Annotated in this window: 26 protein-coding genes; 6 read left to right on the top strand and 20 right to left on the bottom strand. The window is 69.1% G+C overall.

Annotation, left to right across the window (positions count from 1 at the left end; translation table 11 throughout):
- Window position 1: 1 nt before the first annotated feature.
- From BKA02_RS08525 to BKA02_RS08515, 3 genes are read left to right on the top strand one after another with little or no spacing between them, the layout of a single operon-like run.
- A complete protein-coding gene (locus tag BKA02_RS08525; protein ID WP_179433114.1) occupies window positions 2-979 on the top strand; it encodes a branched-chain amino acid ABC transporter permease in 978 nt (325 codons plus the stop codon).
- A complete protein-coding gene (locus BKA02_RS08520) occupies window positions 969-1,940 on the top strand; it encodes an ABC transporter ATP-binding protein (RefSeq protein ID WP_179433112.1) in 972 nt (323 codons plus the stop codon). Before BKA02_RS08525 ends, BKA02_RS08520 begins: the two co-directional genes overlap by 11 nt.
- Complete coding sequence (locus tag BKA02_RS08515) at window positions 1,937-2,707, top strand: ABC transporter ATP-binding protein (protein WP_179433110.1); 771 nt, start codon at window positions 1,937-1,939, stop codon at window positions 2,705-2,707. The genes BKA02_RS08520 and BKA02_RS08515 overlap by 4 nt, the downstream gene beginning before the upstream one ends.
- A 70-nt stretch (window positions 2,708-2,777) precedes the next feature.
- On the opposite strand, the gene BKA02_RS08510 is transcribed toward BKA02_RS08515, so the two are convergent.
- The 5 genes from BKA02_RS08510 to gcvPA form a co-directional block, all read right to left on the bottom strand.
- Entirely contained in the window at window positions 2,778-4,022 is a 1,245-nt protein-coding gene (locus tag BKA02_RS08510; RefSeq protein ID WP_179433108.1) for an ABC transporter substrate-binding protein, read from the bottom strand.
- A 106-nt stretch (window positions 4,023-4,128) separates the two neighbouring features.
- Window positions 4,129-5,064 (bottom strand): EamA family transporter RarD, encoded by a 936-nt coding sequence (gene rarD / locus BKA02_RS08505; RefSeq protein WP_179433106.1) that lies wholly within the window; start codon window positions 5,062-5,064, stop codon window positions 4,129-4,131.
- A gap of 23 nt (window positions 5,065-5,087) precedes the next feature.
- Entirely contained in the window at window positions 5,088-6,197 is a 1,110-nt protein-coding gene (locus BKA02_RS08500; protein WP_179433104.1) for an ATP-NAD kinase family protein, read from the bottom strand.
- Window positions 6,194-7,864, bottom strand: a complete 1,671-nt coding sequence (gene gcvPB, locus BKA02_RS08495) for an aminomethyl-transferring glycine dehydrogenase subunit GcvPB (RefSeq protein ID WP_179433102.1) — start codon at window positions 7,862-7,864, stop codon at window positions 6,194-6,196. Before gcvPB ends, BKA02_RS08500 begins: the two co-directional genes overlap by 4 nt.
- Complete coding sequence (gcvPA, locus tag BKA02_RS08490) at window positions 7,861-9,252, bottom strand: aminomethyl-transferring glycine dehydrogenase subunit GcvPA (protein ID WP_179433100.1); 1,392 nt, start codon at window positions 9,250-9,252, stop codon at window positions 7,861-7,863. The genes gcvPB and gcvPA overlap by 4 nt, the downstream gene beginning before the upstream one ends.
- 145 nt (window positions 9,253-9,397) lie before the next feature.
- Here gcvPA and BKA02_RS08485 point away from each other — a divergent pair, with 145 nt between their 5' ends.
- A complete protein-coding gene (locus BKA02_RS08485) occupies window positions 9,398-10,918 on the top strand; it encodes a PucR family transcriptional regulator (protein WP_179433098.1) in 1,521 nt (506 codons plus the stop codon).
- Window positions 10,919-11,064: 146 nt separating this feature from the next.
- Window positions 11,065-11,499 (top strand): VOC family protein, encoded by a 435-nt coding sequence (locus tag BKA02_RS08480; RefSeq protein ID WP_179433096.1) that lies wholly within the window; start codon window positions 11,065-11,067, stop codon window positions 11,497-11,499.
- A gap of 23 nt (window positions 11,500-11,522) precedes the next feature.
- Here BKA02_RS08480 and fgd read toward each other — a convergent pair whose 3' ends face one another.
- The 8 genes from fgd to groES form a co-directional block, all read right to left on the bottom strand.
- Window positions 11,523-12,539, bottom strand: coding sequence for a glucose-6-phosphate dehydrogenase (coenzyme-F420) (fgd, locus tag BKA02_RS08475; RefSeq protein ID WP_179433094.1), 1,017 nt, complete (start codon window positions 12,537-12,539; stop codon window positions 11,523-11,525).
- Window positions 12,530-13,504 (bottom strand): LLM class flavin-dependent oxidoreductase, encoded by a 975-nt coding sequence (locus tag BKA02_RS08470; protein WP_179433092.1) that lies wholly within the window; start codon window positions 13,502-13,504, stop codon window positions 12,530-12,532. The genes fgd and BKA02_RS08470 overlap by 10 nt, the downstream gene beginning before the upstream one ends.
- 1 nt (window position 13,505) lies before the next feature.
- The gene (locus BKA02_RS08465) at window positions 13,506-14,501 is read right to left on the bottom strand and encodes an LLM class flavin-dependent oxidoreductase (protein ID WP_179433090.1); all 996 of its coding nucleotides are present in this window, start codon (window positions 14,499-14,501) and stop codon (window positions 13,506-13,508) included.
- A 5-nt stretch (window positions 14,502-14,506) separates the two neighbouring features.
- Complete coding sequence (locus BKA02_RS08460; protein WP_179433088.1) at window positions 14,507-15,697, bottom strand: M24 family metallopeptidase; 1,191 nt, start codon at window positions 15,695-15,697, stop codon at window positions 14,507-14,509.
- 70 nt (window positions 15,698-15,767) lie between these two features.
- Entirely contained in the window at window positions 15,768-16,823 is a 1,056-nt protein-coding gene (locus BKA02_RS08455) for an ABC transporter substrate-binding protein (RefSeq protein WP_179433086.1), read from the bottom strand.
- Between the two features lie 45 nt (window positions 16,824-16,868).
- Window positions 16,869-17,714, bottom strand: a complete 846-nt coding sequence (locus tag BKA02_RS08450; RefSeq protein WP_179433084.1) for an ABC transporter permease — start codon at window positions 17,712-17,714, stop codon at window positions 16,869-16,871.
- Window positions 17,707-18,489, bottom strand: a complete 783-nt coding sequence (locus tag BKA02_RS08445) for an ABC transporter ATP-binding protein (protein ID WP_179433082.1) — start codon at window positions 18,487-18,489, stop codon at window positions 17,707-17,709. The genes BKA02_RS08450 and BKA02_RS08445 overlap by 8 nt, the downstream gene beginning before the upstream one ends.
- Before the next feature lie 467 nt (window positions 18,490-18,956).
- Window positions 18,957-19,253, bottom strand: coding sequence for a co-chaperone GroES (gene groES, locus BKA02_RS08440; protein WP_067242196.1), 297 nt, complete (start codon window positions 19,251-19,253; stop codon window positions 18,957-18,959).
- 133 nt (window positions 19,254-19,386) lie between these two features.
- Between groES and BKA02_RS08435 the strand changes: the two genes are divergently transcribed.
- The gene (locus BKA02_RS08435) at window positions 19,387-20,625 is read left to right on the top strand and encodes a THUMP-like domain-containing protein (RefSeq protein WP_179433080.1); all 1,239 of its coding nucleotides are present in this window, start codon (window positions 19,387-19,389) and stop codon (window positions 20,623-20,625) included.
- Window positions 20,626-20,895: 270 nt separating this feature from the next.
- Here BKA02_RS08435 and BKA02_RS08430 read toward each other — a convergent pair whose 3' ends face one another.
- The 7 genes from BKA02_RS08430 to BKA02_RS08400 form a co-directional block, all read right to left on the bottom strand.
- A complete protein-coding gene (locus tag BKA02_RS08430; protein WP_179433078.1) occupies window positions 20,896-21,294 on the bottom strand; it encodes a hypothetical protein in 399 nt (132 codons plus the stop codon).
- Window positions 21,291-22,355, bottom strand: coding sequence for a tRNA (adenosine(37)-N6)-threonylcarbamoyltransferase complex transferase subunit TsaD (tsaD, locus tag BKA02_RS08425; RefSeq protein ID WP_179433076.1), 1,065 nt, complete (start codon window positions 22,353-22,355; stop codon window positions 21,291-21,293). Before tsaD ends, BKA02_RS08430 begins: the two co-directional genes overlap by 4 nt.
- The gene (gene rimI, locus BKA02_RS08420) at window positions 22,352-22,834 is read right to left on the bottom strand and encodes a ribosomal protein S18-alanine N-acetyltransferase (RefSeq protein ID WP_179433074.1); all 483 of its coding nucleotides are present in this window, start codon (window positions 22,832-22,834) and stop codon (window positions 22,352-22,354) included. Before rimI ends, tsaD begins: the two co-directional genes overlap by 4 nt.
- Window positions 22,831-23,454, bottom strand: coding sequence for a tRNA (adenosine(37)-N6)-threonylcarbamoyltransferase complex dimerization subunit type 1 TsaB (gene tsaB / locus BKA02_RS08415; protein WP_179433072.1), 624 nt, complete (start codon window positions 23,452-23,454; stop codon window positions 22,831-22,833). The genes rimI and tsaB overlap by 4 nt, the downstream gene beginning before the upstream one ends.
- A gap of 74 nt (window positions 23,455-23,528) precedes the next feature.
- Window positions 23,529-23,999, bottom strand: a complete 471-nt coding sequence (tsaE, locus tag BKA02_RS08410) for a tRNA (adenosine(37)-N6)-threonylcarbamoyltransferase complex ATPase subunit type 1 TsaE (RefSeq protein ID WP_179435335.1) — start codon at window positions 23,997-23,999, stop codon at window positions 23,529-23,531.
- A 14-nt stretch (window positions 24,000-24,013) separates the two neighbouring features.
- On the bottom strand, window positions 24,014-25,135 hold the full coding sequence (gene alr / locus BKA02_RS08405) for an alanine racemase (RefSeq protein WP_179433070.1): 1,122 nt from the start codon (window positions 25,133-25,135) through the stop codon (window positions 24,014-24,016).
- Window positions 25,135-25,503: a holo-ACP synthase gene (locus BKA02_RS08400; protein WP_179433068.1), complete on the bottom strand. Its 369-nt coding sequence runs from the start codon at window positions 25,501-25,503 to the stop codon at window positions 25,135-25,137. Before BKA02_RS08400 ends, alr begins: the two co-directional genes overlap by 1 nt.
- Between the last annotated feature and the right edge of the window lie 106 nt (window positions 25,504-25,609).

Genomic DNA, 25,609 nt, shown 5'->3' with positions numbered 1-25,609 from the left:
GATGGATTTCGGCAGCATCTTCGGCAACACCGCCTCCTACCTGTTCAGCCCCACCACGATCGCCTACGCGCTGGCGGCCACGGGGCTCGCGATGCACTTCGGCTACGCCGGACTGCTCAACTTCGGCATGGCCGCGTTCATGGCGGTCGGCGGATACGGGTACGCCATCTCGATCCTCACGTTCGGCCTGCCCTGGTGGCTGGGCGTGATCGTGGGCGCGGCCTGCGGTGCGCTGTTCGCGCTGCTGCTGGGCATCCCCACCCTGCGTCTGCGCGCCGACTATCTGGCGATCGCCACCATCGCCGCTGCGGAGGTCGTGCGCCTGCTGTTCACGACCGAGCTGTTCAAGAAGTGGACGAACGGCTCCGGCGGCCTCTCCGGCTACCACACGGGTTTCCGCGATGCGAACCCGTTCCCTCCCGGGACGTACGGCTTCGGGCCGTGGACGTACAACGCGAACGACCTGTGGGTGCGCGTGTTCGGGCTCATCGTGCTCGCCGTGTCGGTTCTGCTCGTGTGGGCCCTCGTGCGCAGCCCCTGGGGCCGGGTGCTCAAGGGCATCCGCGAGGATGAGGATGCCGTGCGCTCGCTGGGCAAGAACGTGTTCGCCTACAAGATGCAGTCGCTCGTGATCGGCGGTGTCATCGGCGCGCTGGGCGGTGTCGTCTTCGTGCTGCCCTCCGCGGTGATCCCCGGCAGCTACACGACGTCGCTGACGTTCTTCCTGTGGACGATCCTGCTCCTCGGCGGTGCGGCGACCGTGTTCGGGCCCGTACTGGGCGCCGTTCTGTTCTGGATGGTGTTCGCCTTCCTCGGGGGCCTCCTCCCCCAGATGGCCGACTCGGGCATCCTGCCGATCACGGCCGAGCAGGGCGATATCGTCCGCTACATCCTCATCGGCGTCGTGCTCATGCTGATCGTGGTGTTCCGCCCGCAGGGCATCCTCGGCAACAAGAGGGAGATGACCTTTGTCAACTGAGAACCAGGCGTCAACGGAGAACCAGCCGATCGCCACGGGCCCCGCCGCACCGGGGGTGGCGAAGACCGACCCGATCCTCGTGGCCGACGGAGTGCGCCGCCGCTTCGGCGGTCTCGTCGCCGTCGACGTCGATCACCTCGAGATCCCGCGCGGAGCCATCACGGCGCTGATCGGGCCGAACGGCGCCGGCAAGACGACCCTGTTCAACCTGCTGTGCGGATTCGACCGCCCCAACTCCGGCACCTGGACGTTCGACGGCACCGCGCTGTCAGGCGTGCCCTCGTTCAAGGTGTCGCGCATGGGGCAGGTGCGCACGTTCCAGCTCACCAAGGCGCTGTCACTGCTGACGGTGCTGGAGAACATGAAGCTGGGCGCCCAGTCGCAGCGCGGCGAGAAGTTCTGGTCAAGCTTGTTCCCGTTCCTGTGGCGCGGCCAGGAGGCCGAGATCGAGCAGAAGGCGCGCGAGCTGCTCGCCCGGTTCAAGCTCGACGCCAAGGAGAAGGACTTCGCCGCCTCGCTCTCGGGCGGGCAGCGCAAGCTGCTCGAGATGGCGCGGGCCCTGATGAGCGATCCGACGCTGGTGATGCTCGACGAGCCGATGGCCGGCGTGAACCCGGCATTGACGCAGTCGCTGCTGGATCACATCCTGGGGCTCAAGGAACTCGGGATGACGGTGCTGTTCGTCGAGCACGACATGCACATGGTGCGTCACATCGCCGACTGGGTCGTCGTCATGGCGGAGGGCCGCGTGGTCGCCGAGGGTCCGCCCGCACAGGTGATGTCGGATCCCGCCGTCGTCGACGCCTACCTCGGCGCGCATCAGGATGTCGACCTGGGCGCCGTCACCGGACGCCTCGAGGTCGTGTCCGAGGAGGACCGCCGGGATCGCGAGGAGATCGAGGCCGAGGCGGAGGCCGAGATCGAGGAAGGGTTCGACGCGGCCGAGGAGGAGCGCTCATGACCGTCGAGAACGCGCAGCGCAACGGCATCCCCTCGCCGAGCGACGACGTGGTCGTCGAGCTCACCGACGTGCACGCCGGCTACCTGCCGGGGGTGAACATCCTGAACGGCGCGAACCTCGTGGCCCGCAAGGGCGAGCTCATCGGGATCATCGGACCCAACGGCGCCGGCAAGTCGACGCTGCTGAAGTCCATCTTCGGGATGGTGCAGGTGCGCTCGGGAAAGATCACCGTCAACGGCGAGAGCATCGTGGGCCTCAAGGCCGACAAGCTCGTCTCGCGCGGAGTGGCGTTCGTGCCGCAGACGAACAACGTCTTCCCGTCGCTCACGATCGCCGAGAACCTCCAGATGGGGCTGTACCAGAACCCGAAGATCTTCGCCGAGCGCCTCGAGTTCGTCACCGGCATCTTCGCCGAGCTCGGCGGGCGGCTGAAGCAGCGGGCGGGCTCGCTCTCGGGCGGCGAGCGCCAGATGGTGGCCATGTCGCGGGCGCTCATGATGGATCCGTCGGTGCTGCTGCTCGACGAGCCCTCGGCGGGGCTTTCTCCGGTGCGGCAGGATGACGCGTTCATCCGCGTCTCCGATATCAACAGGGCCGGCGTCACGACGATCATGGTCGAGCAGAACGCGCGGCGCTGCCTGCAGATCTGCGACCGCGGTTATGTGCTCGACCAGGGCAAGGACGCCTACGAGGGTCCGGGGCGCGAGCTGCTCAACGACCCGAAGGTGATCGGGCTGTACCTGGGCACCCTCGGCACCGACGACTGACCGACACGAACGCACGAGAGAAAGGGCTCCGGATCGGGTGATCCGGAGCCCTTTCTCTCGTGGTCAGCGCTTACTTGATGCGCGTCTGGACGTTGCCCGCCCCGTACTCGTAGACGCCGACGTCGGCGCCCTTCGGGTCGTTCTGGTCGTCGAAGGTGATCTCGCCGGAGTAGCCGTCGTAGTCGGCCGTGCCGCCGGACGCGATGATCTTCGCGCACTCGGCGAAGCTCGTGCACTTCTCACCCTTGCCGCTGCCGCCGGAGACCTCCTGCATGTTCTCGGCGATGTCGGCACCCTCGACCGATCCGGCCTTGAGGGCGGCCAGCGCGATCAGGATGACGCCGTCGTACGCCTCGGCGGAGTACGTGACGGCGTCGATCGGGTCGTTGCCCTTGGCGGTCCAGGCCGCGTTGAGGTCGTCGAGGAACGAGTCGGGCAGGTCGGCACCGGCGCGCGTCCCCTTCGACCCGGTCAGGTCGACGGGCAGGTCGGGGTAGTCCTTCAGATTACCGTCGACCAGGTACAGCGAACCCGGGTTGATGCCGGCGTTGACCAGCAGCGGTGCGATGGTCAGGAACTGGTCGTACGAGACGATGGCGACGGCATCCGGCTTGGCTGCGGCGATCGTCTGCACCTGGGCGTTGAACTGACCGTCGGTCTGGTTGTACGACGCATCGGCGACGACCTGGCCGCCCGTTCCCTCGAACGTGGTCTTGATGCTGTCGAACAGGCCCGAGCCGTACGGGTCGTTCTGGTAGATGATGCCGAGCGTGCTGTGGCCGTCTTCGGCCACCTGGTTGGCCAGCACCTCGCCCTGCAGGCTGTCGCTGGGGGCGGTGCGGAAGTACAGCGGGTTGATGCCCGTGAACTCCGCCGACGTGTTCGACGGCGACACGGTGAGGATGCCCGCACCGGCGTTCCCGTCGAGGATCAGCTTGGACACACCCGAGGATGCGGCACCGATCATGGCCGTGATGCCCGCACTCTGCAGGTTGGTGATCGAGGTCTCGTACGCCTTGTTGTCGAGGTCGCCCTCGTCTTCGGCGGTGAGATCGACGGTGATCCCGGCATCGGCCTCGTTGATCTCCGCGACGGCGAGCTCGACACCGGCGTTCATCGGCGCGCCGAGGAACGCCAGCGTTCCCGTCGACGGCAGGAGCGAGCCGAGCTTCAGTGTGAGGTCGACATCGGCCGGCGCGTCCGAGGACTCCGGAGTGGCGGCGTTTCCCGCACATCCGGTGATGACCAGTGCCGAGGCGCCGATCAGCGCGATACCCGCGAGTAGGCTCTTCCGCGAGCTCTTCGTTCGGTTCATTGATGCTCCTTTTGACAACAGCGAGCATGCTCGCGCATGCCCGGGGTGATCCAACCCTATGGCGCCGTTTCGCCCGGTGGGTATCGGTGCGCTAACGATCCGTCGTTCAGACCACCGCGCCGACCGCGGCGGCCTGCGCGGTACGGCGGTCGCGACGGCCGGCGATCGCCAGATCGATGAGGAAGACGGCGATCGCGACCCAGACGATCCCGAATCCGATCCATCGCTCGACGGGCATCGGCTCGCCCTGGATGAACGCGCCCGTGATGAACTGCATGACCGGGGTGATGAACTGCAGCATCCCCACGACCGACAGGCCGATCCGCCGCGTGCTGGCGGCGAACAGCAGCAGCGGCATGGCCGTGGCGATGCCGGCGAACGACAGCAGCACGGTGTGCGTCGTGCTGACCGTGCCGTAGGTGAGCGTGCCGAGCTGGGCGACGAGCACGAGCTGCACGACGGCGACGGGGACGAGCCAGAACGATTCCAGTGTCAGGCCGCTGAGCGCGTCCACGGCCGGGCCGATCTTCTTCTTGATCAGTCCGTAACTGCCGAACGAGGCGGCCAGGGTCAGGGCGATCCACGGGAACGATCCGTAGGCGACGACGATGACGACCACGGCGATCGCGGCGATGCCCACGGCGGTCCATTGCAGCGGGCGCAGCCGCTCGCCGAGCACGAAGACGCCCAGCAGCACCGTGAAGATCGGATTGATGAAGTACCCCAGGCTCGTCTCGACGATGTGGTCCGAGAGCGCGGCGAGCACGAAGACCTGCCAGTTGACATAGATGACCGCGCCGGCCAGCGCCGTCCAGCCCAGCAGTCGCGGCTGGCGCACGATCGCGAGGAAAGGCTTCCATCCGCGCACGACCGTGAGCAGCACGAGGCACAGCACGAACGACAGCAGCACGCGCCAGGCCACCAGCTCCCACGGGCCGGTGGGCACGAGCAGCAGGAAGTAAATCGGCAGCAGCCCCCAGAGCAAGTAGGCGGAGACGCCATAGGCGACGCCCACCGGTGAGGTGCGCGAAGGGGTGGTCACTACACGACCTTAGCCGCGTCCGGTCATGCTACGCGCAGGAGCGCGTCCTCGCGGTGGCCGACGATCACCCTCCGCATCCCGCGGAATCGACGATTAAGAGCGTCGCTCGGCGCGTCGATGAGCAGGCCGCGACCGGCGAACTGTGCGAGCTTGCGAGGAGGGCAGGCGATGAGCAGGTCCGCCGGGTCGAGCCGGGAGAGCAGCGCGGCGTCGATCTGCTGGTTTCCGCGGCCGAGCACCATGCCCTGACCGCCAACGGGAGACACCAGCACCTGGAACCGACCGGCGCCGACGGCGTCGTGCAGCGCGGTGGCGTCGAGATCGCTCCCCGTCAGCACCCCGTCGAGAACCACGTCGACGCCGAGGAGCGACGAGCTCAGCCCGAGGCGTTCCGCGATCCGCTGCACCGTCGTTCCCGGACCGAGAAGGCAGGGGACCCCCGGCTCCCACCGGCCGGCGACTTCGGCGGCGATACCGTCGACCGAGGACGGATCGCCCGGCGAGACGCCGGCCTTCCCGCGCTGCACGGCCTCGGGGGCGACGGGCACCAAGACATGACCGTACAGCCGTGCCGAGAGACGGCCCGCGCGACGCGCATCCTCGTCGATGTCGACGACCTCGGCGCGCTCGACCGCCCGGTGCCCCGCGAACACCGTGGCCACGAGCGGTCCGGCATGCTCCGGAGTGATCGCGAACACGCCGGAGTGCATCTTCACCCCGGCGGGGACTCCGAGCACCGGAATATCCTCGCCGATCACGGCGCAGACGTCCCTGGCGGTGCCGTCTCCCCCGACGAAGAGGATCAGCTCGGCACCCTCGTCGCGGAGCGCCTGTGCGAGCCGTCGCGTATCCTCCGCGGACGTCGACTGCGGAGCGGGGACGAGCACACGATGCCCGGCCCCCTCCCGTCGGCAGACGTCTTCACCGAGGACTCCTCCTCCGGTGAGGAAGACCGTCTCCGGACTGCGCGCGAGGATCGCGCCGACGGCCCGCCCCGCCTTCAGCGACGCCCGCGGAACCGCCCCCTTGGAGAGGGCGAGGCGCTGCACCCGGTCACCGTCGCTCCCCGCCAGTGCAACCTCGCCGCCGACACCGGCGACGGGGTTGACGATGAGGCCGCACGCGGAGGTCATCGGTGGAAGAGCTTCTCTTGCCGTTCGCGGGTCGGAGAATCCACCGACGGAGACCAGTGGGCCGGTATCCGCACGTCCTCTCCCAGATACTTGCGCCGATACGCGCGCCATGACGTCGCCCAGGTCTCCGGATCGGTCATCGACTGGGCATCGACGTGATGAATGCTCGACTTGTAGGGTGCACGACGGACGAACTCCGGGTCCTCCCTCGCCTCGGCGCTCGCCTGGCGGAGCGCGTCCACGTACTCGTCCAACTCCCGTCGCGCATAGGCCTCGGTGGGCTCGATCGTCGCCGGATCGGGCACGACGTAGGGGTGATGACTCGTCCACAGGTGCATGCCGAAGTCCGCGAGGCGCTGTCCGAGCTCTCCTGAGGTCACCCCGGTGTCACGGGCGAGACCGTCCCAGCTGTAGCGCACCTGCTCGATGGGAGGATGAGCGCCCTCCAGGTAGGCGGGGCGAACGCCCTCCACCTCGGACAGACGGCTCATGACGTAATTGTTGTTCAGCACCGCGATCTCGGCGACCTCCCGCAGACCCTCGGCACCGAGCGCCCTGATCCAGGCGTACGCGCGGATCAGGTTCGGCACGACGCCCCAGAACGGACGGATCGGCGCGGTCGTCCGCGGGCCGCGGTCCTCGAGGCGGAATCCGTCCTCGCCGCGGACGAGTCGCGGACCAGGAAGGAACGGCTCGAGCTCCGCGGTCGCGCCGATCGCCCCTGCCGCGGGACCCCCGCACGCGTGAGGTGTGGAGAACGTCTTGTGGAGGTTGAAATGGCACAGATCGAATCCCGCCTCCCGCGCCCGGGTGATACCGAGGATGCCGTTCGCGTTCGCCTGATCGTAGACGCACAGTGCACCCACCTCGTGCGCAGCGGCGACGATCTCCGCGATCGCCGGATTGAAGATCCCGGTATCCTCCGGGTTCGTGATGAGCAGCGCCGCTGTGCGCTCCGACAGCGCCGCGCGCAGGGCATCCAGCTCGATCAGCCCGTCGTCGCCGGGGTACAGCGTGACGACGCGGTAGCCGGCGGTCTTCGCCGTCGCCGCGTTGGACGGATGGGAGAAGATCGTCGTGACCACCTCGTCCCGCTGTTCTCCCTCGCCGCGGTCGGCGTGGTACGCGCGGACGATCTGCACGTTCCCCCAGATCGCGGCCGACCCCGCACCCGCCTGCAACGAGACCGCGTCCATGCCCGACACGGACGCGATTGCGCGTTCCAGCTCGTGGAGGATCTCCAGCGTCCCCTGAACCGTGGACGGATGCTGCAACGGATGCGTCTCGACGCTCTGCGCGGCTCCGGCGAACTCCTCGTTGACCTTGGGGCTGTACTTCATCGTGCAGGTGCCCTGGCCGATGTCCACGTTCAGATCGGCACCGAGGGTCTCCTGCGACAGCCGGAGGAAATGCCGCAGCACCTGTGCCTGACCGACCTCGGGAAGCGCCGTCGGCCGCGCACGGCGCACGGCCGCTTCCGCACCACGGGAGAGCGCTTCCAAGGCGGCCGGATCAGCGAGCGGAACGCGGACGCCCCGCTCGCCCTCACTGCCCAGGGCGAAGATGAGCGGCTCGTTCCAGCGCGCGGCGTGATAATCGCGGGGCGTCCGCCCCTCCTGATCGGAGAGCGCGGCGAGCGGTGTGCGAGCGGTCAGGATATCCGTCATGCCAGGATCCCCTCCAGGGCGTCGGCGAGCCGGTCGATGTCCGCGCTCGAATGAATCTCGGTGACGGCGAAGAGGACCGTCTCGCCGAGATCGGGGAGCTCGCGCCTCAGCGGCACCGCCCCGAAGATCCCGCGCCCGCGCAGACCGCTCTCCACCTCGGCGGCCGTCCGGCCCTCGAAGCGGACGGCGAACTCGCGCCAGTGCGGGGCATCGGCGGCGATGATCTCAGCGCCGGGGAGAACACGGATCCTCTCGATCGCGTAGCGGGTGTTGGCGGCCACCGTCTCGCCCAGCTCGCTCAGTCCGTGCGGTCCGAGGAGGGACAGGTACACGCCGGCGGTGATCCCCCACAGGGCCGCAGCCGTGCCGACCCACTCGATCCCCTCCTCGCGCATCGCCAGGGACGTGCGCTCATAGGCCACGTCGGTGAAGCCGAGCTCACCGTCCTCGACGGTCGGCGCGATGCCGAACAACCGGGACGGGAACTCGTAGACGAACGTCTCCTCGTCGTGTGTGGCGATGAAACCGCCGTGCGCACCGCCGAAGTGCATCCCCAGCCCCAGCGCCTGGATGTCTCCGCAGAGGATGTCCGCGCCGGACGAGGCGGGACTCTCCAGGAATCCGAGTGCGAGCGGCTCCACCCCGCAGATCAGCAGACCCCCCGCGCCGTGTGCGATCCCGGCGATCGCCGAGAGCTCAGTCTCGACCACGCCGAGCGCATTGGGCGTCTCCAGGTACACGGCGGCGACGTCATCGCCCATCCGTTCTTCCACCGCCGAGGGGACGACTCGCCCCGTCTCACGGTCGACGGGCAGCACGACCACGGTGGCCGCGCCCTCCAGATACGACTCGATCTTGCGACGCTTGTCGGCGAGCACCGCGTCCGAGACGAGGACGGTGGCGCGGCCGGTCATCCGCACGGCCATCCTCAGCGCGGTCGCCGCAGCCTGATAGCCGTCGTAGTTCGGTACGTTCACGACGTCCATCTCCAGCAGATCCGCCATCAGGCTCGTGTACTCGAAGATCGCCTGCCACTTGCCGTGGTCCTCATAGGGCTCGCCCGCGTAGGCGGTCAGGAACTCCGCCCGCGAGTTGATCTCGCCGCAAATGGAGGGGACGTAGTGCTGATAGCAACCGGCGCCGAGGAAGGAGAGCGTCTGGCCGGCGGTGACGTTGCGCGCAAGCAGGCCGTTCATGTGGCGGCGGAGGGCGACCTCCGATTCCAACGCCGATGGCAGGTCGAGTTCGCCCTCGAAGCGCAGAGCATTCGGGATCGAGGCATAGAGCTCGTCCACGTCGGCGACACCGACGGTCGCCAGCATCTCCGCTTTGACGACGGGAGCGGAGTTGGGGATGTAGGGATGTGCAAACCGCGCGACCTCGCGCATGGACTCCTCCTTCGGGGTGAACTCCTCCACGATAGGAACCGGCGATTCGGTCGAACAGCATCCGCAATGTACATCTTCGACGGCGGGGACGCCGTTGTGGAGAGGTCGTCTTCGCCGCGACCGAAGACGCATGAGAGAGTGAGGCATGGTCCCCCTCCGCACCGTCCTCGCCCACCCCGATCTGGGCCTGCGTCTGCTCACCGGCGACCCCCTGGACCTCGACGTGCGATGGGCGCACGTCAGCGAGCTCGACGACCCCACCCCTTGGCTCGAAGGCGGCGAACTGCTCCTGACCACCGGACTGAGCGCCTCCTGGGATGGCGACGACGCCCTCCGCTACTGTCAGCGGCTGGTCGAGCGAGGGGTGGTGGCGCTCGGAGTCAGCGTCGGCTCCGACCTCACGCATCAGACGATCCCCGAGGCGCTGATCGCCGCCGCGGAGAAGACGGGATTGCGCCTCATCCTGGTGCCGCAGCGGACCCCGCTGCAGGCCGTCGTCCGCGCCGTCGCCGACGCCATCAGCGCGGCGAGCGCCCAGCCTCTGCGCTCTCTCGTCGACGCGCAGCAGCGGCTGATGTCAGAGGCTGCCTCGGGAAGCGGCCTCGAGGGCGCCGCCGAGCGTCTTCGCGCGATGTCTGGACTCGCGGTGTCCGTCTACGACATCCGGCTGCGCCCCGTGATCAACACACCGGACATCATCCTCGGCGACGAGCTGAGCCGTCGGATCCGCCGACAGCTCCTGCGCGATCGACAGGGCGCGATCTCGATCCAGGAGGACGCCGGGCGCTCGATGGTCGTCTTCCCGCTGGTGACCGAGGGAAGGGCCCGCGGATTCGCCGTCTCCGCCAAGCGGGTGCCTTTCACCGCGGAGGAACGCGCGCTCCTGAAGGTCGCCGCACCCGTGCTCGGACTCCTCCTCGACCTGCGGGACATGGCCGGTGCCCCGCTGCGGAACGCGCGGGCGACTCTGGCGGCGATGCTGCTGGCGGCGAAGGAGAACTCTGAGAACCTCGCGGCGGTCTTCTCCGCGGCGAGGGTCGATGCGGCATCCACGCAGGTCGTCTGCGTGCGCACGCAGTCGGTGGCTCAGCGTCGTGCCTTCCTCGCCGGCCTCGACGACCTCGCCGGCGACGCCCTCGTCCTGAACGATCAGGATCAGACGACCGTGATCCTCTGCGATCCCCGCCCGGACGTGTTCGATCGCCTCAGCGCGCTCATCGCGGAGCTGGGCCTGGGCGACGCCGGCATCGGCGAGGCGGGTCCTGCGGAGCGGACGCCGCAGAGCCATACCGAGGCGGTGCGGGCGCAGAGCGCCGCGCGCACCCGCGGGATACCCCTCGCAACGGCCCCGAAACAGGGACACCAGCTGCGGCGCATCTTCCTCGCGGACGAGGATCGGCTCTCCGAGTTCTCCCACGGCGTGCTCGCGCCGCTGGAGGCGCACGATCAGGCCAACCCTCGCCACGAACTGCTGCCGACGCTGCGCGCTTACTTCGATTCCATCGCCAGCATCGAGGCCTCGGCGGTGACGATGCAGATCCATCGCCACACGATGCGCGCCAGGCTCAAGAGGATCACCGAGCTGAGCGGCTACGACATCTCCGACTCCTCGCAGTACCTCGAGCTCTGGCTCGCGGTGGAACTGCGCAACCAGCGCGTCGGCTGAGACGATCCCCGCGGACGGGTCATGGCTTCGCCCTCACCGATCTGTACGGTCCGGGGACGCCGCCGACGAGCTTGTACATTCCGGCGATCCCGTTCGCCCGCTCCGCTGGTTAGCGTCGCAGAAACGCTCTCGAAGTCGGAGGAATCATGAACTGGGATCGGATCTATCAGATCGGCGTCGTCGTCACGGATCTCGATGAGGCCATCGCGCACTATGCGAAGGCGGGCATCGGCCCGTTCCACGAGGGACCGTCCGAGACCGCATCGGACCGGCGCGTTCACGGGGTGCCCTCGGACGCCGTGGTCCGCGGCGCCTGCGTGCAGCTCGGTCCGATCGAGTTGGAACTGCTGCAGCCGGTGAGCGGCGACAGCGTCCAGGCGGAGGTCCTTCGTGACAGGGGCGAGCACGCGTTGCACGTCTGCGCCTATACGGACGACCTCGACGCCGATACCGCGGAGATGGCGGAGGCGGGATTCCCCGTCGTGTCCGAGGGCAGCCTCACCGACGGCGGCCGTTTCGCCTACTTCGATACGCGTGCCGTCGGTGGACTCATCCTGGAGCGGCACGAGTTGCCGCGTTAGTCCTCGCGCCGACGGCCGCGCCCTCAGAGCTTCCGCAGCCGGGGGGCGAGCCGTTGCTCGAACAGCTCCATGAAGCGCCGCTGATCCTGACCGGGTCCATGGAACACGAGATGCGTGAACCCCATGTCCACGTACTCCTTGATCTTCTGCACGGCGTCGTCGGCGTCCGCACTGACGATCCAGCGCGAGGCGATCTGCTCGATCGGCAGCGCGTCGGCCGCCCTTTCCATCTCCACCGGGTCAGTGATGTCGTGCTTCTGCTGCTTCGACAGAGACAGCGGCGACCAGAAACGGGTGTTCTCGTACGCCTCCTCGAGCGTGTCCGCGAACGACAGCTTCATCTCGATCATCCGTTCCGTGCTGCCCTCGGTCTTTCCTGCGGCCTGTTCGCCCGCCGCGACCGCGGGAAGCAGATCGTCGACGTAGAGCTCGCGCCCCTTGCCGGAGGTGCAGATGAACCCGTCACCGGCGCGACCGGCGTACTTCGCGACGGTAGGGCCCCCTGCGGCGATGTAGATCGGGATCGGTGAAACGGGGCGATCGTAGATGCTCGCATCGTGGGTCGAGTAGTAGTCGCCCTCGAAGCTGACCCGCTCCCCCGCCCAGAGCGCACGCACGAGCCGCACAGCCTCGCGGAGCCGGGCGAAGCGCTCGCGGAACTCCGGCCAGACCTGCTCTCCTGCTCCCTGGAAACCAGTCGCGATCTCATTCAACGCCTCGCCGGACCCCACGCCGAGGATGATGCGCCCCGGGTAGAGGCAGCCGAGAGTGGCGAACGCCTGCGCGAGGACAGCCGGATTATAGCGGAACGTGGGGGTGAGCACCGACGTTCCCAGTCGGATCCGGTCCGTCCGCTCCCCCGCCGCGGCGAGCCAGGCCAGAGCGAACGGCGCATGACCGCCGACGTGGCGCCAGGGCTGGAAGTGATCGCTGACGGTCGCGGAGTCGAATCCGTGCCGCTCGGCCTGCACGGCAAGCTCCACCAGCTCTCGTGGTCCGAACTGCTCGGCGGACGCCTTGTATCCCAGACTCAGCGCCATAGCTCCTCTTTCTCTCCGTCCTGCGCAGTGTTGCGCAGGCTCACCGCCTCGCGGAGATGCGGGAGCACCTCTCCCACGAGCCTCTCGAGCTGATCGGGTTCGTCGTAGACCGGGTTGACGATGAGCAGGTCGGGATCACCGACCTCCGCCAGACTCTCGAGAGCCTCGGCGCATTGCGCGGCGGTGCCGAAGACGGCGACGTCGGCGGCAAGGCTGTTCGGATCGCGCGAGGAGCCCCAGTGCGCGGCGAACCAGTCCACGATCCGCTCCTCGGCGCGCTCGCGCGTGCTCTCCACCGCGAAGTAGACCTTCTTGGCGATCGTGAACCCCGGTCGATCGAGAAGAAGCGCGCGCAGACGACCGGCGACCTCGGCGAACGCTCTCGACGAGGAACCGCCGGCGCCCACCCAGCCCTGTCCGACCCGCGCGGCTCGTACCAGCGCCGCCTGCGAGGATCCGCCGAACCAGATCGGCGGATGGGGCCGCTGGATCGGCTGCGGTTCCATCCGCGCGCCCTCGAGTCGTCGGTACTCGTCGTCGATGTGCACCGAGGTGCTGGTCCACAGCGCCCGGATGACCTCGACGGCCTCGTCCAGCCGCGCACCGCGCTCGCGCGGCGACACCCCGGACGCGGCGTACAGCTGCGGCATCTCCCCGATGGCGAGCCCGGCGATCAGCCGCCCGCCGCTGAGCCGGTCGACGCTGGTGAGCTGCTTGGCAAGGACAACGGGGTTGCGCGGCGGGACGATGATCGCCGCACTGCCCAGGCGGATGCGCTGCGTGCACGCCGCGACGAAGGCCAGGTTCACGATCGGCTCCAGGCTCGGGTCCGAGCCGAGCATCTGCTCCTGGACCCAGAGGCTGTCCAGGCCCAGTTTCTCGGCCCTCCCGGCGAACCGGGCGGTGAGCTCGTGGTGCCCTGGCGCTGCCGCTGAGCTCTGCGGCAGCGCGATCCCGACGCGCATCTCAGGCCCCGCCGTCCTGAAGCTCGGCGATCAGGGCCGTCACGCCGTCGAGGTCGTCACTGGCGTCGAACGCGATCTCCGTGATCCCCGCCTCGGCGAACGCCTCGATCGTGCGGTGGCACTCCTCGGCCGTCCCTGCCACGCAGTACTGGTCCACGAGCGCGTCCGGCAGCAGCTCGTCGAGCGGCTCGCCCGCATCGAACGCTTCACGGATCCGCGTCATCCTCTCGACGTCGAGCTCGCTCCAGTCCAGGAAGAGCTTTGAAAGGAAGGCCACCTGCGACCACCGCGCGATGAAATAGCCGAGAACGCCGCGCATGCGGTCGCGCGCCTCCGCCCCGTCCTCATCGACCGCGATGGGCAGATAGGCCACGACCGGCACCTGCCCCCGGCCGGCATCGACGGCGGCAGCGGCGACCCGTCCCGCCGCCCAGCGCGCGTGCTCCTGCGAGCACATCATCGTGAGCACGACGCCGTCCATTCGCCGCCCCGCCTGCTGCAGCGCCTTGGGACCGACTGCGGCGACATACACCGGCGGGATGGCCGACGCTCCGGTCAGACGCAGCCCCTTCGACGTGTGCAGCACTCCCTCCTGATCGAGCGCGGAGCCGGCGAGCAGCGTGCGCAGCGCCGAGACCGCCTCGTCTACGATCCGTAGCGGTGGCGACGCCGGCTGAGCGATCAGCGCGCCACGCTCGGCGACACCGGAGCCCAGTCCGATGATGATCCGGTCGCCTCCGATCTCGCGAAGACTGCGGATGTCCATCGCCATGGATGCCGGATGCCGATGCTGCGGAGCCAGCACGCCGAACGCGAGTTCGATCGTGCGGGTACGCGCCAGCGCGGCAGCCACGATCGGCATCGCCCCGCGGTGGAAGAGATCCTCCGACACCCACACGCGCCGCACGCCCCGCGACTCCGCCAGGACGATGTCCTCGACCGTCCGCGCGGCGTCGCCGTGATTGGAGAGGTGGATGCTGAGTGCGGGCAGAGCCATCTCGATCAGCGGACTTCGAGGAGCTCGTCGCGCGGGATCGAGGAGAGCATCTCCGGGTCGTCCGCCGTGACGATCACGTGCTCCTCCAGCGCGAAGACGCCCAGCCCGCTCGGGTCGTAGAGCCACGGCTCGACGGCGAGGACCATCCCCTCCTGGAGCACCTCGTCGTTGTATGGCGTGAGCATGATCGGCTCGTGCAGATCCATGCCGATCCCGTGCCCGATCATGTCGAGACTGGTGAGTCCCGATTCCTCGATGACGCGTGCGGCAGCGAGGAAGACCTCCTTGGCCGGTACGCCGGGACGGCATTTCGCCACCGCGGCCTCCTGCGCACGGACGGTGATGTCGTAGACCTCGCGATGACGGTCGGTCGCCGTGCCGAGCAGAGTCGTGTACGCCACGTCCGTGACGTACTGGCCGTACTTGGCGCCGGTGTCGATGATGAGGAGGTCGCCGTCGATGAACGCGCGATCCTGCGGCAGCGAGTCGCTGCAGTGGTAGCGGTCGGATCCGGCCCTGATATTGCGGAACGAGGTGTCGTCGCCGCCGCGGGCCATGATCTCCACGGCGATGCGGTTGCCGACCTCTCGCTCGGTCTGCCCGAGCGCCAGATCGTTGCGCGCGGCCGTGATCGACTCGTCGGCGATCTTGGTGAGCCAGCGCATCCGATCCATCTCCCGTGCCGACTTGATCATGCGGCAGCCCCAGATCACGCGAGCCGCGCTGCGCATCTCCCCCGAGACGAGGTGCTCGGTGACATAGATCAGGTCGTCGAAGTTCCACCCGGGCGACAGGTGCGTGCCCCGCTCGAAGCCGACGACCGCCGTCGCCCCGCCGAGGTTGCGGACCGCATCGACGAGGACCCGCCCGAAATCGCGGGGGGCCGCGTGCGGTTCGGGGAAGATCGCGTACTCGTCGACCCAGGACGACGACCAGGCCGTTCCGGAGAAGAACCGCGGGATGATCAGCACCGGATTCTTCGTGCGGTGCAGAAGAAGCGCTCCGGTGGGGAACGACTTCGAGTTCCAGTGCCCGTTCTGGAAACCGGAGAAGTACTCGACATTCTCACCCGAGGTGAGCACGACGACGTCGAGTCCGTCCTCCGCCATCAGCTCCTGCGCGCGGCGCACGCGCGATTCGTACTCGTCCTGCGGGAAGTCGGCCCACTTGAGCTTGTACTCCTCGGGAAACGCCATGTCTGTTCTCCTCTTCGTCTTCGTCAGGGATGGGGCATCGGGGCCCGTCGGAGAACGGGCCCCGATGAGGTCACTTCTGGGGGAACGAGCGATCGGCCTTGTCGGTCTTCTCCACGAAGTCGTTGGTGAAGGCCTTCGAGAGGTCGACGTCGCCGGTGAGCTCGCCGAGTTCGGTGAGCATCTCGACTTGCTGCTCCCAGGCGTCGGCGTTGTGCATGCCGAGTCCGTTCTCGTCGGTGAAGTCGTTGACGAGGAAGCGGCTGTCCATCTCGAAAGTCGCCTGCAGGGACTCGGCGTTGACGTTCGCGTACATCCCCGCCATCGCCTCGGAGGTGCCCTTGGGGTCCTCGAGCGCGGCCCGCAGTCCCTTGACGGTGGCGCGCACGAAGCGCTCGACCAGGTCGGGGTTCTTCTCGATGAGCTCCGGGGTGGTGAACAGGCTCGTGGACGGAGCGATGTACCCGGCATCCGCGACGGTGAGGATGTTCACCTCGTCCTTGAGGTCGAGCGCCGCGAGGTTGCCGAGGAACGTTCCGGCCGCGTCGACCTGCCCCTCGGAGAGAGCCGCGAACTGCGCACCGGGGCTGAGGTTGACGAAGTCGATCTCGCTCTCGTCGATACCCTTCAGCTGCAGCGCGGCGAGGGTCGCGAGGTGCCCGGAGGAGGCCACGGCCCCGCCGATGGACTTGCCACGCAGATCGTCCCAGTCCTCGATTCCCGAGTCCTTCATGGTGATCACGGCGTTGGGCTGCTCCTGGTACTGCTGCATGACCGAGACGAGCTCGATGCCCTTGGTCTGGGCGGAGATGACGTGCGACGCCTCGCCCGTGCCGAACATGACCTCGCCGTTGGCGACGAGCTGCACGGAGGTCGCGCCGCCGTTGCCCGGCTGATCGACGAGCTGGATGCCCTCCTCCTCATAGAACCCCAGCGCCTTGGCTGCGGCGTACGGGAGGGTGATCTGATCAGGGACCCAGGAGTGGCGCAGGGTGACCAGGTCCAGGCCGCCCTCGCCCTCGGATCCGCCCGGTTCGTCGGAGGATGCTGCGCACCCGCCGAGGGCGAGAGCAAGCGCCACGGACGCGCCGACGGCGGCGATGGCCCGGTACTTCAGTGTGCGGTGCATGGATGCTCCAAAGGGTTGGTGTTTCGGGGTGTGTGTTGCAGGACGTCAGGCCGACTCTCTGGCGGTGCGCGTATTGGCGCGCGTCCCCACCAGGAGACGACCCAGCAGGCGGACGCCGAAGTAGAACAGCATTCCGACCGCCGAGATGAAAACGATCGCCGCGAAGACCTCGGCGGTGTCGATCCGGCTGTTCGCCATCAGGATCTGGTAGCCCAGGCCCGCTCTGGCGCCGATGAACTCGCCGACGATGGCACCCACCACGGCGAGCGACATGCCGACCTCGAGCCCGGCGAAGATCTCGGGGAGGCTCGCGGGCAGGTAGATCATGCGGAATTTCTGCCAGCCGTTCGCCGACACCGAGTGCATGAGCTCCAGGAGGTTCACGTCGACGCCTTCGAAGCCGACGACGGTGTTCACGAGGATCGGGAAGAGGCAGATCAGCGCCGTGATGGCGACGATCGACGATTCGCCCACTCCGAACCAGATGAGGAACAACGGTGCGAGCGCGACCTTGGGCACTGTCTGCAGGAACACGACCCCGGGATAGATGATCGTCCGCAGCGGTTTCGAGTAGAAGATCCCGAGGGCGAGGATGAAACCCAGAAGCGAGCCGACGAGGAACCCGATCAGGATCTCCCGTGCGGTCACGAGGGTGTTCGACCACAGCGAGTCCCAGTTGAGGGCGATCGACTGCGCGATGAGAGAAGGCCCCGGCAGGATGAATGACCGCACCCAGCCGAACTGCGACGCGAGCTCCCAGAGCACCAGGAGCGCGCCGTAGAAGATGATCGCGGGCAGACTCGTCAGGGCTTTGCGCAGGCCGTTGCGGGCGGGTTTCTCCACCGCGACCGTCGTCGTGCGCGGGCTGTCGACAGAGGTTGCGTCAGTCATGGGGTTCCAACATCTCCCGGAGTTCGTGGGCGAGCCCGATGAAAGTGGGGTCGTCGCGATGATCCGGTACGCGCGGGCGGGGAAGATCGACCTGCTCGAACTTCTGCACGGCCGTCGGCCTCGGACCCATGACGAGGACACGGTCGGACAGGAGCACGGCCTCGTCGATACTGTGCGTGACGAAGAGGATGGTCTTCCCCGCCTCCGCGTGGATACGCAGGAGCTCGAAGCCCATCCGGTCACGGGTGATGAGATCCAACGCGCCGAAGGGCTCGTCCATGATCAGCACGCCGGGGTCGTAGGAGAGCGCCCTGGCGATGGCGACGCGCTGCTGCATCCCCCCGGAGATCTGATCGGGACGGTGGTCGGCGAAATCCTCCAGGCCGACGAGCTCCAGGAGCTCACGTCCACGGTTCTCCTTGTCCTTCCGCGACCATCCGAGCACGTCGAGGGGAAGGGTCACGTTGCGCAGCACCGAGCGCCACTCCACCAGGGTCGGTCGTTGGAAGACGAATCCGAACTGACGCGCCGCCCGCGCCGCGGATGGAGGGAGGCCGTCGATGAGGATGTCCCCGCCGCTCGGGGCGAGGAGGTCGCCCACCATGCGGACCACCGTGGTCTTCCCGCATCCGGAAGGGCCGATCACGGAGACGAAGCTTCCCGCCTCGATGTCGACGCTCACGGAGTCGACGACCTGCATCGGTCCCGAGGCGGTCTGGAACGTCTTGCTGACGTCCCGGAGCGAGACCGCGGCTCCGCCGCTGCCAGTTGTCATATAGAGATCCCTCTCGTCGTCTTCGACCGCGGCGTCCGGCCCCGTGGCGAATGTCTTGAACTTATGACGGACGAATCACCCCCTCAATCGACAATCCGTACATTCCCGATAACGACGTAGACGCTTCGGAGCGCGCAGAACAGCACTACTCGCGGGCATCCGCGCGGAGGCACTGCCACGGATCCGCTCGATGGACTCGTCGACCGAATCCGAGCGGGGATTCGGTCTCATGATCCCACTCGTCGGGTCGGACGGACGCATCGATCCTGATCTGGATCGGGCGCTGCGATGCGCCCTCCTTTCCGTCCTCCGTGGGAAGCCCGAGGATCTGACGCGCCGCCGTCCTCCCCTCGCCCTCATTCGCAGCGAGTGCCTGGGCGATCCGCGACCGAGTCTGTCCGCGCGGGGACGACGAAGGGTCCGGATGCCGAAGCATCCGGACCCTTCGGTCAGCTGTCGCCGATGTGTCAGCGGACGACGACCGCGAGCACGTCGCGGGCCGAGAGCACCAGGTACTCGTCGGCGCCGAACTTGACCTCGGTGCCGCCGTACTTGCTGTACAGCACACGGTCGCCGACGGCGACGTCGAGCGGAACGCGGTTGCCGTTGTCGTCGATACGGCCGGGGCCCACGGCCACGACCTCGCCCTCCTGGGGCTTCTCCTTGGCGGTGTCGGGAATGACCAGTCCACTCGCGGTGGTCTGCTCTGCCTCGACCTGCTGGATGACGATGCGGTCCTCGAGCGGCTTGATGGAAACCGACACGGTCTACCTCTTTCTGACGAATCAAGACTGAGTTAGCACCCTCATGGCGAGAGTGCTAATCACAGTGTAGGCGCAACGCTGGCACTCACGCAATGCGAGTGCCAGCGCGAGGCATCCCCTCTAGGGTGAAAGGGTGCAACTCTCCGAGCTCACCGCACTGCTCACCCCCGAAGGGCTGAGGCTGCTGGATGGGGTCGGGCCCATCGACTCGACGGATGCGGTCGCGCGCGCCGTCACCCGGTTGCGCGCCGCGGGCCACTCCCCCGACCTCGTCTCGGCTGTCGTCGGCCAGGCGCGGCTGCGAGCCAAGGCGGTGGCCAAGTTCGGCGGCTTCGCCGAGCGGATGCTGTTCACGCGCGCCGGGCTCGAGCAGGCCACGCGCCTCGGGGTCGCGGCGCGTCACGCCGGGCGGATGCGGGCGGCGGGCATCACCGGCGTCGCCGACCTGGGCTGCGGGATCGGCGGCGACGCGCTCGCCTTCGCCGGAGCAGGGCTCGAGGTGCACGCCGTGGACGCCGACGAGGTCACCGCCGCGATCGCCGCGTACAACCTGGCCCCGTTCGGCGGCGACGTCACCGTGCAGCAGGGCACGGCCGAGGAGTTCGCCGACACGCATCTCGGGCGCGGATTGGATTCGTCCGAGGAAGCTGCACATCTGCGAGACGCGCCAACGGCGGTGTGGCTGGATCCCGCCCGCCGCACGGCCGGGCATTCCGAGACCCGGCGCGTGGCGGCATCCGACTACTCCCCCGCGCTGGACTGGGCGTTCGCGCTCGCCGAGCGCGTGCCAACGGGGATCAAGCTCGGCCCCGGCCACGATCGCAACGCCCTTCCGACCGGTTCCGAGGCGCAGTGGGTCAGTGCCGACGGCAGCGTCGTCGAGCTCGTGCTGTGGTCGGGACCGCTGGCGCGCGAGGGCGTGCGGCGCGCGGCGATGGTGATCCGCGGCGACGAGACCCACGAGCTCACGGCGCCGGCCGACGCCGAGGATGCCGAGGTGCGCGCGCTGGGCGCGTACGTGCACGAGCCCGACGGCGCCGTGATCCGCGCCCGGCTCATCGGCGACCTCGCCAGAGAGCACGACGCGGGAATGCTCGATCCGCACATCGCGTACCTCACCTCGGATGCCCCGCTCGATTCGCCCTTCGCCGCATCGTTCCGGGTGCGCGAGGTGCTTCCGGTGCAGCCGAAGGCGATCAGTGCGGCGTTGAAGAAGGCCGACATCGGGCGGTTGGAGATCAAGAAGCGCGGGGTCGACATCGATCCGGCGGCGTTCCGCAAGAAACTCGCGCTGCGCGGGTCGCGCGAGGCGACGCTGATCCTGGCCCGCATCGGCGACGCGCGCCACGCGATCCTCGCCGATCGCGCCTGATTCCGGTGGGCAGGGATGGCTGAGTGTCACCCCGGCGACGAGGACAGATGGCTGACCCCCGCCGGCAGTTCCGGGACAGAGGGCTGAGCCACAGCCTGATTCCAGCCCGAAACGCGGCGTGTCGCCCCGAAACGGTCATCTCGCTCAGCCATCCGTACCGGCCCCGACCGCCCCACTCAGCCATCTGTCCCCGCACGCGCGGGACGGACTCTGGCTCATCCAGTCCGGCGCCGTGGCACCGTCATCGGTCCCGGCACCCGCGGGACGGACCTACCCGAGCCAGCCGAAGCGGTAGGCGGCCCACACGAGCCAGCCCGCGCTGTACAGCGTCGCGACGCCGCCGAGCACGAGCGCCCACACCGCCATCGCCCGGTTTTCCGACGGCGTGCGCAGGGCCATGATCGCGGCGATCACGGCGATGATCGCGACGGGAATCCCCCACCCCACGAAGAACGACGTCACCAGGGCGACGATCGCGGCCAGCAGCGCCCACGGCGCGAGCGTCGGCTCCTTGCGCGCGCGACGCGGCGCGGTCACCGCATCATCAGGCGTCCACCCCTCGTGCGTGAGGCTGTCGCCCTCGTCGCCCTCGGTGGGCCCGCTCTGGACCGTGACCGGCATCGGCCCCGTGGGCAGCTTGGAGTAGCGCTGCGAATCGCGCGGGCTCACGGCGCACCCTCGTCGACCTGGATCTGCGTGACGGGCAGCGTCGAGTCGGCCCCGAACCCAAGGGTCGAGGGAGCCCGCCCCGCGGCGATCAGCTCGGCGGCGAGCCCGGCGATCATGGCGCCGTTGTCGGTGCACAGCGACAGCGGCGGGATGCGCACCGTCACCCCCGCCTCCGCGGCGCGCTCCAGGGCGACCTCGCGCAGGCGCCGGTTGGCGATCACGCCGCCGCCGAGCAGCAGCCGCGGCACGCCGAGGTCGGCGCACGCGTTCAGCGCTTTCGTGACGAGCACATCGACGACGGCCTCGCGGAAGCTCGCCGCCACATCCGCCACCGGCACGGTCTCGCCGTTCGCCTCGGCACGCTCGATCCACCGTGCGACGGCGGTCTTCAGCCCCGAGAACGAGAAGTCGTAGCGGTGCTTCTCCAGGTCGGATGCGCGCGACAGCCCGCGAGGAAAGCGGATCGCCCGGGGGTCGCCGTCCGCCGCGGCGCGGTCGATCTCGGGCCCGCCCGGGTACGGCAGGCCGAGGATGCGCGCGACCTTGTCGAAGGCCTCTCCGGCCGCGTCGTCGACGGTCTCGCCGAGCAGTTCGACGTCGGTGGTGAGGTCGCGCACGTGCAGCAACGAGGTGTGCCCGCCGCTTACGAGCAGCGCGATCGTCGGGTACTCCAGCGGCGGTGCGGAGGCGTCGAGGAGGTCGGCGGCGATGTGCCCCACCAGGTGGTTCACTGCATACAGGGGCTTGCCGAGCGAGACGGCCAGCCCCTTGGCGGCACCGATTCCGACCATGAGCGCCCCGGCCAGGCCCGGCCCGCTCGTGACGGCCACGGCATCCAGGTCGTGCAGGTCGATCTGCGCCTCGGCGAGCGCCTGTTCGATGGCCGGCTGCAGCGCTTCGAGGTGCGCTCGGGCGGCGACTTCGGGCACGACGCCGCCGTAGCGGGCGTGCTCGTCCATGCTCGAGGCGATCGTGTTGCTCAGTAGCCGCCGGCCGCGCACGATGCCGATACCGGTCTCGTCGCAGCTCGTCTCGATGCCGAGCACGAGGGGTGCGCTCATCGCGTCGCCTCCGCATCTGCCGACAGGGACGACCGGGCCGACAGGGGGGCCTTCATGATCACGGCGTCGACGTCGTCGGGCTGGTAGTAGCGCGCGCGGCGGCCGATCTCGGCGAATCCCTCCGAGGCGTACAGCCCCTGCGCGACGGGGTTGTCTGCACGCACTTCGAGGAACACATCGCGTGCGCCGCGCCCGCGGGCCTCGGCGAGCAGCGCGCGCAGCAGCGACCGGCCGCGCCCGGATCCTCGGTGCTCCTCGACGAGCGCGATGGTCTGGATGTCGGCATCCGGCTGTCCGCCCAGCGCTCGCACTCCGCCGTAGCCGACGATCTCCTCGCCTTCCGTGTCGACGAGGTAGCGGCTGTGCTCGGAGGCGAGTTCGGCAGCCATGGTCTCGGCGCTCCACGCGTCGGTCGGAAAGGAGCGCTGCTCGATCGCCATGATCGCATCGAGGTCGGATGCGGTGGCCGCCCGGATCATGCGCCCACCTTCTCCGGCGCTCCAGGAATCGTCGCATCCGGTGCGCGCAGGTACAGCGGCTCGGGTCCGGTGAGCGTCCGCCCGGCCGAGATCGCGCGGCGCCCGATGCGGGCGAGCGCCGCGGCCGAGAGAGTGCGCGTCTCGATGCGGCGCAGCGCGCCCAGGCGGCGGTCGGCCTCCGCTCGCGGCGTGAGCACGGTGTCGACCACGACGTGCGGGATGCCGTCGACGTCGAGACCCTCGAACACCGTGACGGCGTCTTCGCGGCGGCGCGCGTCGGTGAGGATCGCGAACGGGCCCGTCTGCGGGTCGGCTTCGAGCACGGTGAGGGCGGCGGCGAGGTGGCTCGGTACCGCGACGACGGGGATGCCGCGGCCGGTCGCGAATGCGCGCGCGGCCGCGATGCCGATCCGCAGCCCGGTGAACGGACCGGGGCCCATCCCGGCGACGACGTGCGTGATCGGCTCGCCGATGCCCGCGGCGAGCGCGCCCTGCAGCAGGTCACCGATCGCCTCGGCGTGCCCGAGGGCATCGTCGCTGGCGAGATCGGCGACGACCGAGCCGTCGGATCCAAGGAGCGCGACGGCTGTGCCGAGGGAGGTGTCGACGGACAGGATCACCCCTCCAGGGTAGCCGCGACCGCCTTCACGGCCGCCGCGAATCCCCGCGCCTGCGCGACAGGCCCCGGGACCGGTCAGCGGGTGCCGCGCGTGCCGTGGCTGATCGTCACGATGCGCGGGGCGTCGGCGTCGAGATCGTCATCGGCGAGGTCGTCGCCGCCGGTGGGACGCTCAAGCTCGATGTCCCACCACGCGTCGGCGAGGTCTTCGGCCATCCCGCGCCCCCACTCGACCACGACGACCGAGCGTGCGATGTCGACGTCGAGGTCGTCGAGCTCGACGGCCGAACCGAGCCGGTAGGCGTCGACGTGCACGAGGGGGGCACCGCCGACGAGAGAAGGATGCGTGCGGGCGATGACGAAGGTGGGGCTCTGCACCGGCCCGCGCACGCCGAGCCCGTCGGCCAGCCCGCGCGTGAAGGTGGTCTTGCCCGCGCCGAGCGGCCCGGTGAGAACGATCAGGTCACCGGCGACGAGCCCACCGCCGATCTCGCGGCCCAGCGCCTCCATGGCATCGGCGGTGGCGATCTCGCGGCGCCCGAGCATCCGCTCCGGCACGCTCACGAGACGGCCCTGCGCAGCACGCGCGGCCCGATTCGCGTGACGATCTCGTAATTGATGGTGCCGGCGGCATCCGCCCAGTCCGTCGCCGACGGCTGGCCCAGGGTCGGGTCGCCGAACAGTACGACCTCGTCGCCCACCGCGACCTCGGCGTCGCCCACGTCGACGAGGAACTGGTCCATCGCGATGCGCCCGGCCACGCGGTACCGGCGCCCGCCGATCGAGACGGGGCCGGATCCGGATGCCTGCCTCGGCACGCCGTCGGCGTACCCGAGCGGCACGAGTGCCAGGGTCGTCTCGTGCTCGGCACGGTAGGTGAAGTCGTACGAGACACCGCTGCCGGCGGGCACGCGGCGTACGGCGGCGATCTGCCCGCGCAGGGTCATCGCGGGGCGCAGGCCGAGATCGGCCGACGATCGGTCGGCGAAGGGCGACAGCCCGTACATCCCGATCCCGATGCGCACCGCATCCAGCCGCGTCTCGGGGTGGTCGATCGCCGCGGCCGTGGCGGCGAGATGCTGCACCTCGGGCTCGATTCCGACGCCGGATGCCATCGCCGCGGCGTTCTCGAAGCTCGCCAGCTGCGCCATGTCGTCATCGCGGGTCGCGTTGGAGAGGTGGCTGAACAGGCCCACGACGCGGATGCGGCCGATGCGCTCCATCCGGGCCGCCTCGGCGAACACGCGCGGCCATTCGGCGGCGGCGATGCCGTTGCGCGAGAGACCCGTGTCGACCTTGAGGTGCACGGCGACGGGCGCGCCTCCCGATGCCGCTTCGGACGCGGCGACGAGCTGCTCGAAGGAGGAGATGCCGAGTTCGATCCCGGCTTCAGCGGCGTCGTCGAAGCGGCGGTCGGGCGCGTGCAGCCAGGCCAGGACCGCGGCGTTGACGCCGGCGCGGCGCAGCGCGAGCGCCTCTTCGACGGTGGCGACCGCGAGGCGGTTCGCTCCCCCGGCGAGCGCGGCGGTGGCGGAGTCGACGGCGCCGTGGCCGTAGCCCTCGGCCTTGACGACGGCGATGACGTCGACGCCGGTGAGGCGGCGGAGATGGCGGACGTTGTCGGCGATCGCGTCGAGGTCGATCGTCGCCTCGCGCACGGCGGCGCGGCCGCGGGCGGGCATCAGGCCCCGCCTTCGGCGACGTTCTCTGCGACGACGAATGCGGTGGCCAGACCCGCGTCGTGGCTCATCGTGAGATGCAGGCGGTCGATCCCCTGATCCCGCACGGCGTCGGCCGTGGTTCCGGCGAGAGCGAACAGGGGTTTGCCCGACGGCTCGGCCGTGATCTCGATCTCGGTCCAATGAACGCCGTCGGATCCGCCGAGGGCCTTGATCAGCGCCTCTTTCGCGGCGTAGCGGGCGGCCAGAGACGGCAGGCGCAGCGCACGTTCAGACGGCGCGAAGAGCCGTTCGAGCAGCCGCGGTGTGCGCTGAATGGTGCGCTCGAATCGCGGGATGTCCACGATGTCGATGCCGGTGCCGATGATCACCGGCCCAGCCTATCCGCCCGGTCCTCTCGGTCCCGGTCCAGCACACCGACGGCGACGCGTGAGCTCTCCTGGCTCAAGGACATCTGATCAAACGATGATGCTCACG

It is taken from the genome of Microbacterium pseudoresistens (assembly GCF_013409745.1).
Lineage (GTDB): Bacteria > Actinomycetota > Actinomycetes > Actinomycetales > Microbacteriaceae > Microbacterium > Microbacterium pseudoresistens.
This window is presented reverse-complemented; position numbering and strand designations above follow the sequence as displayed.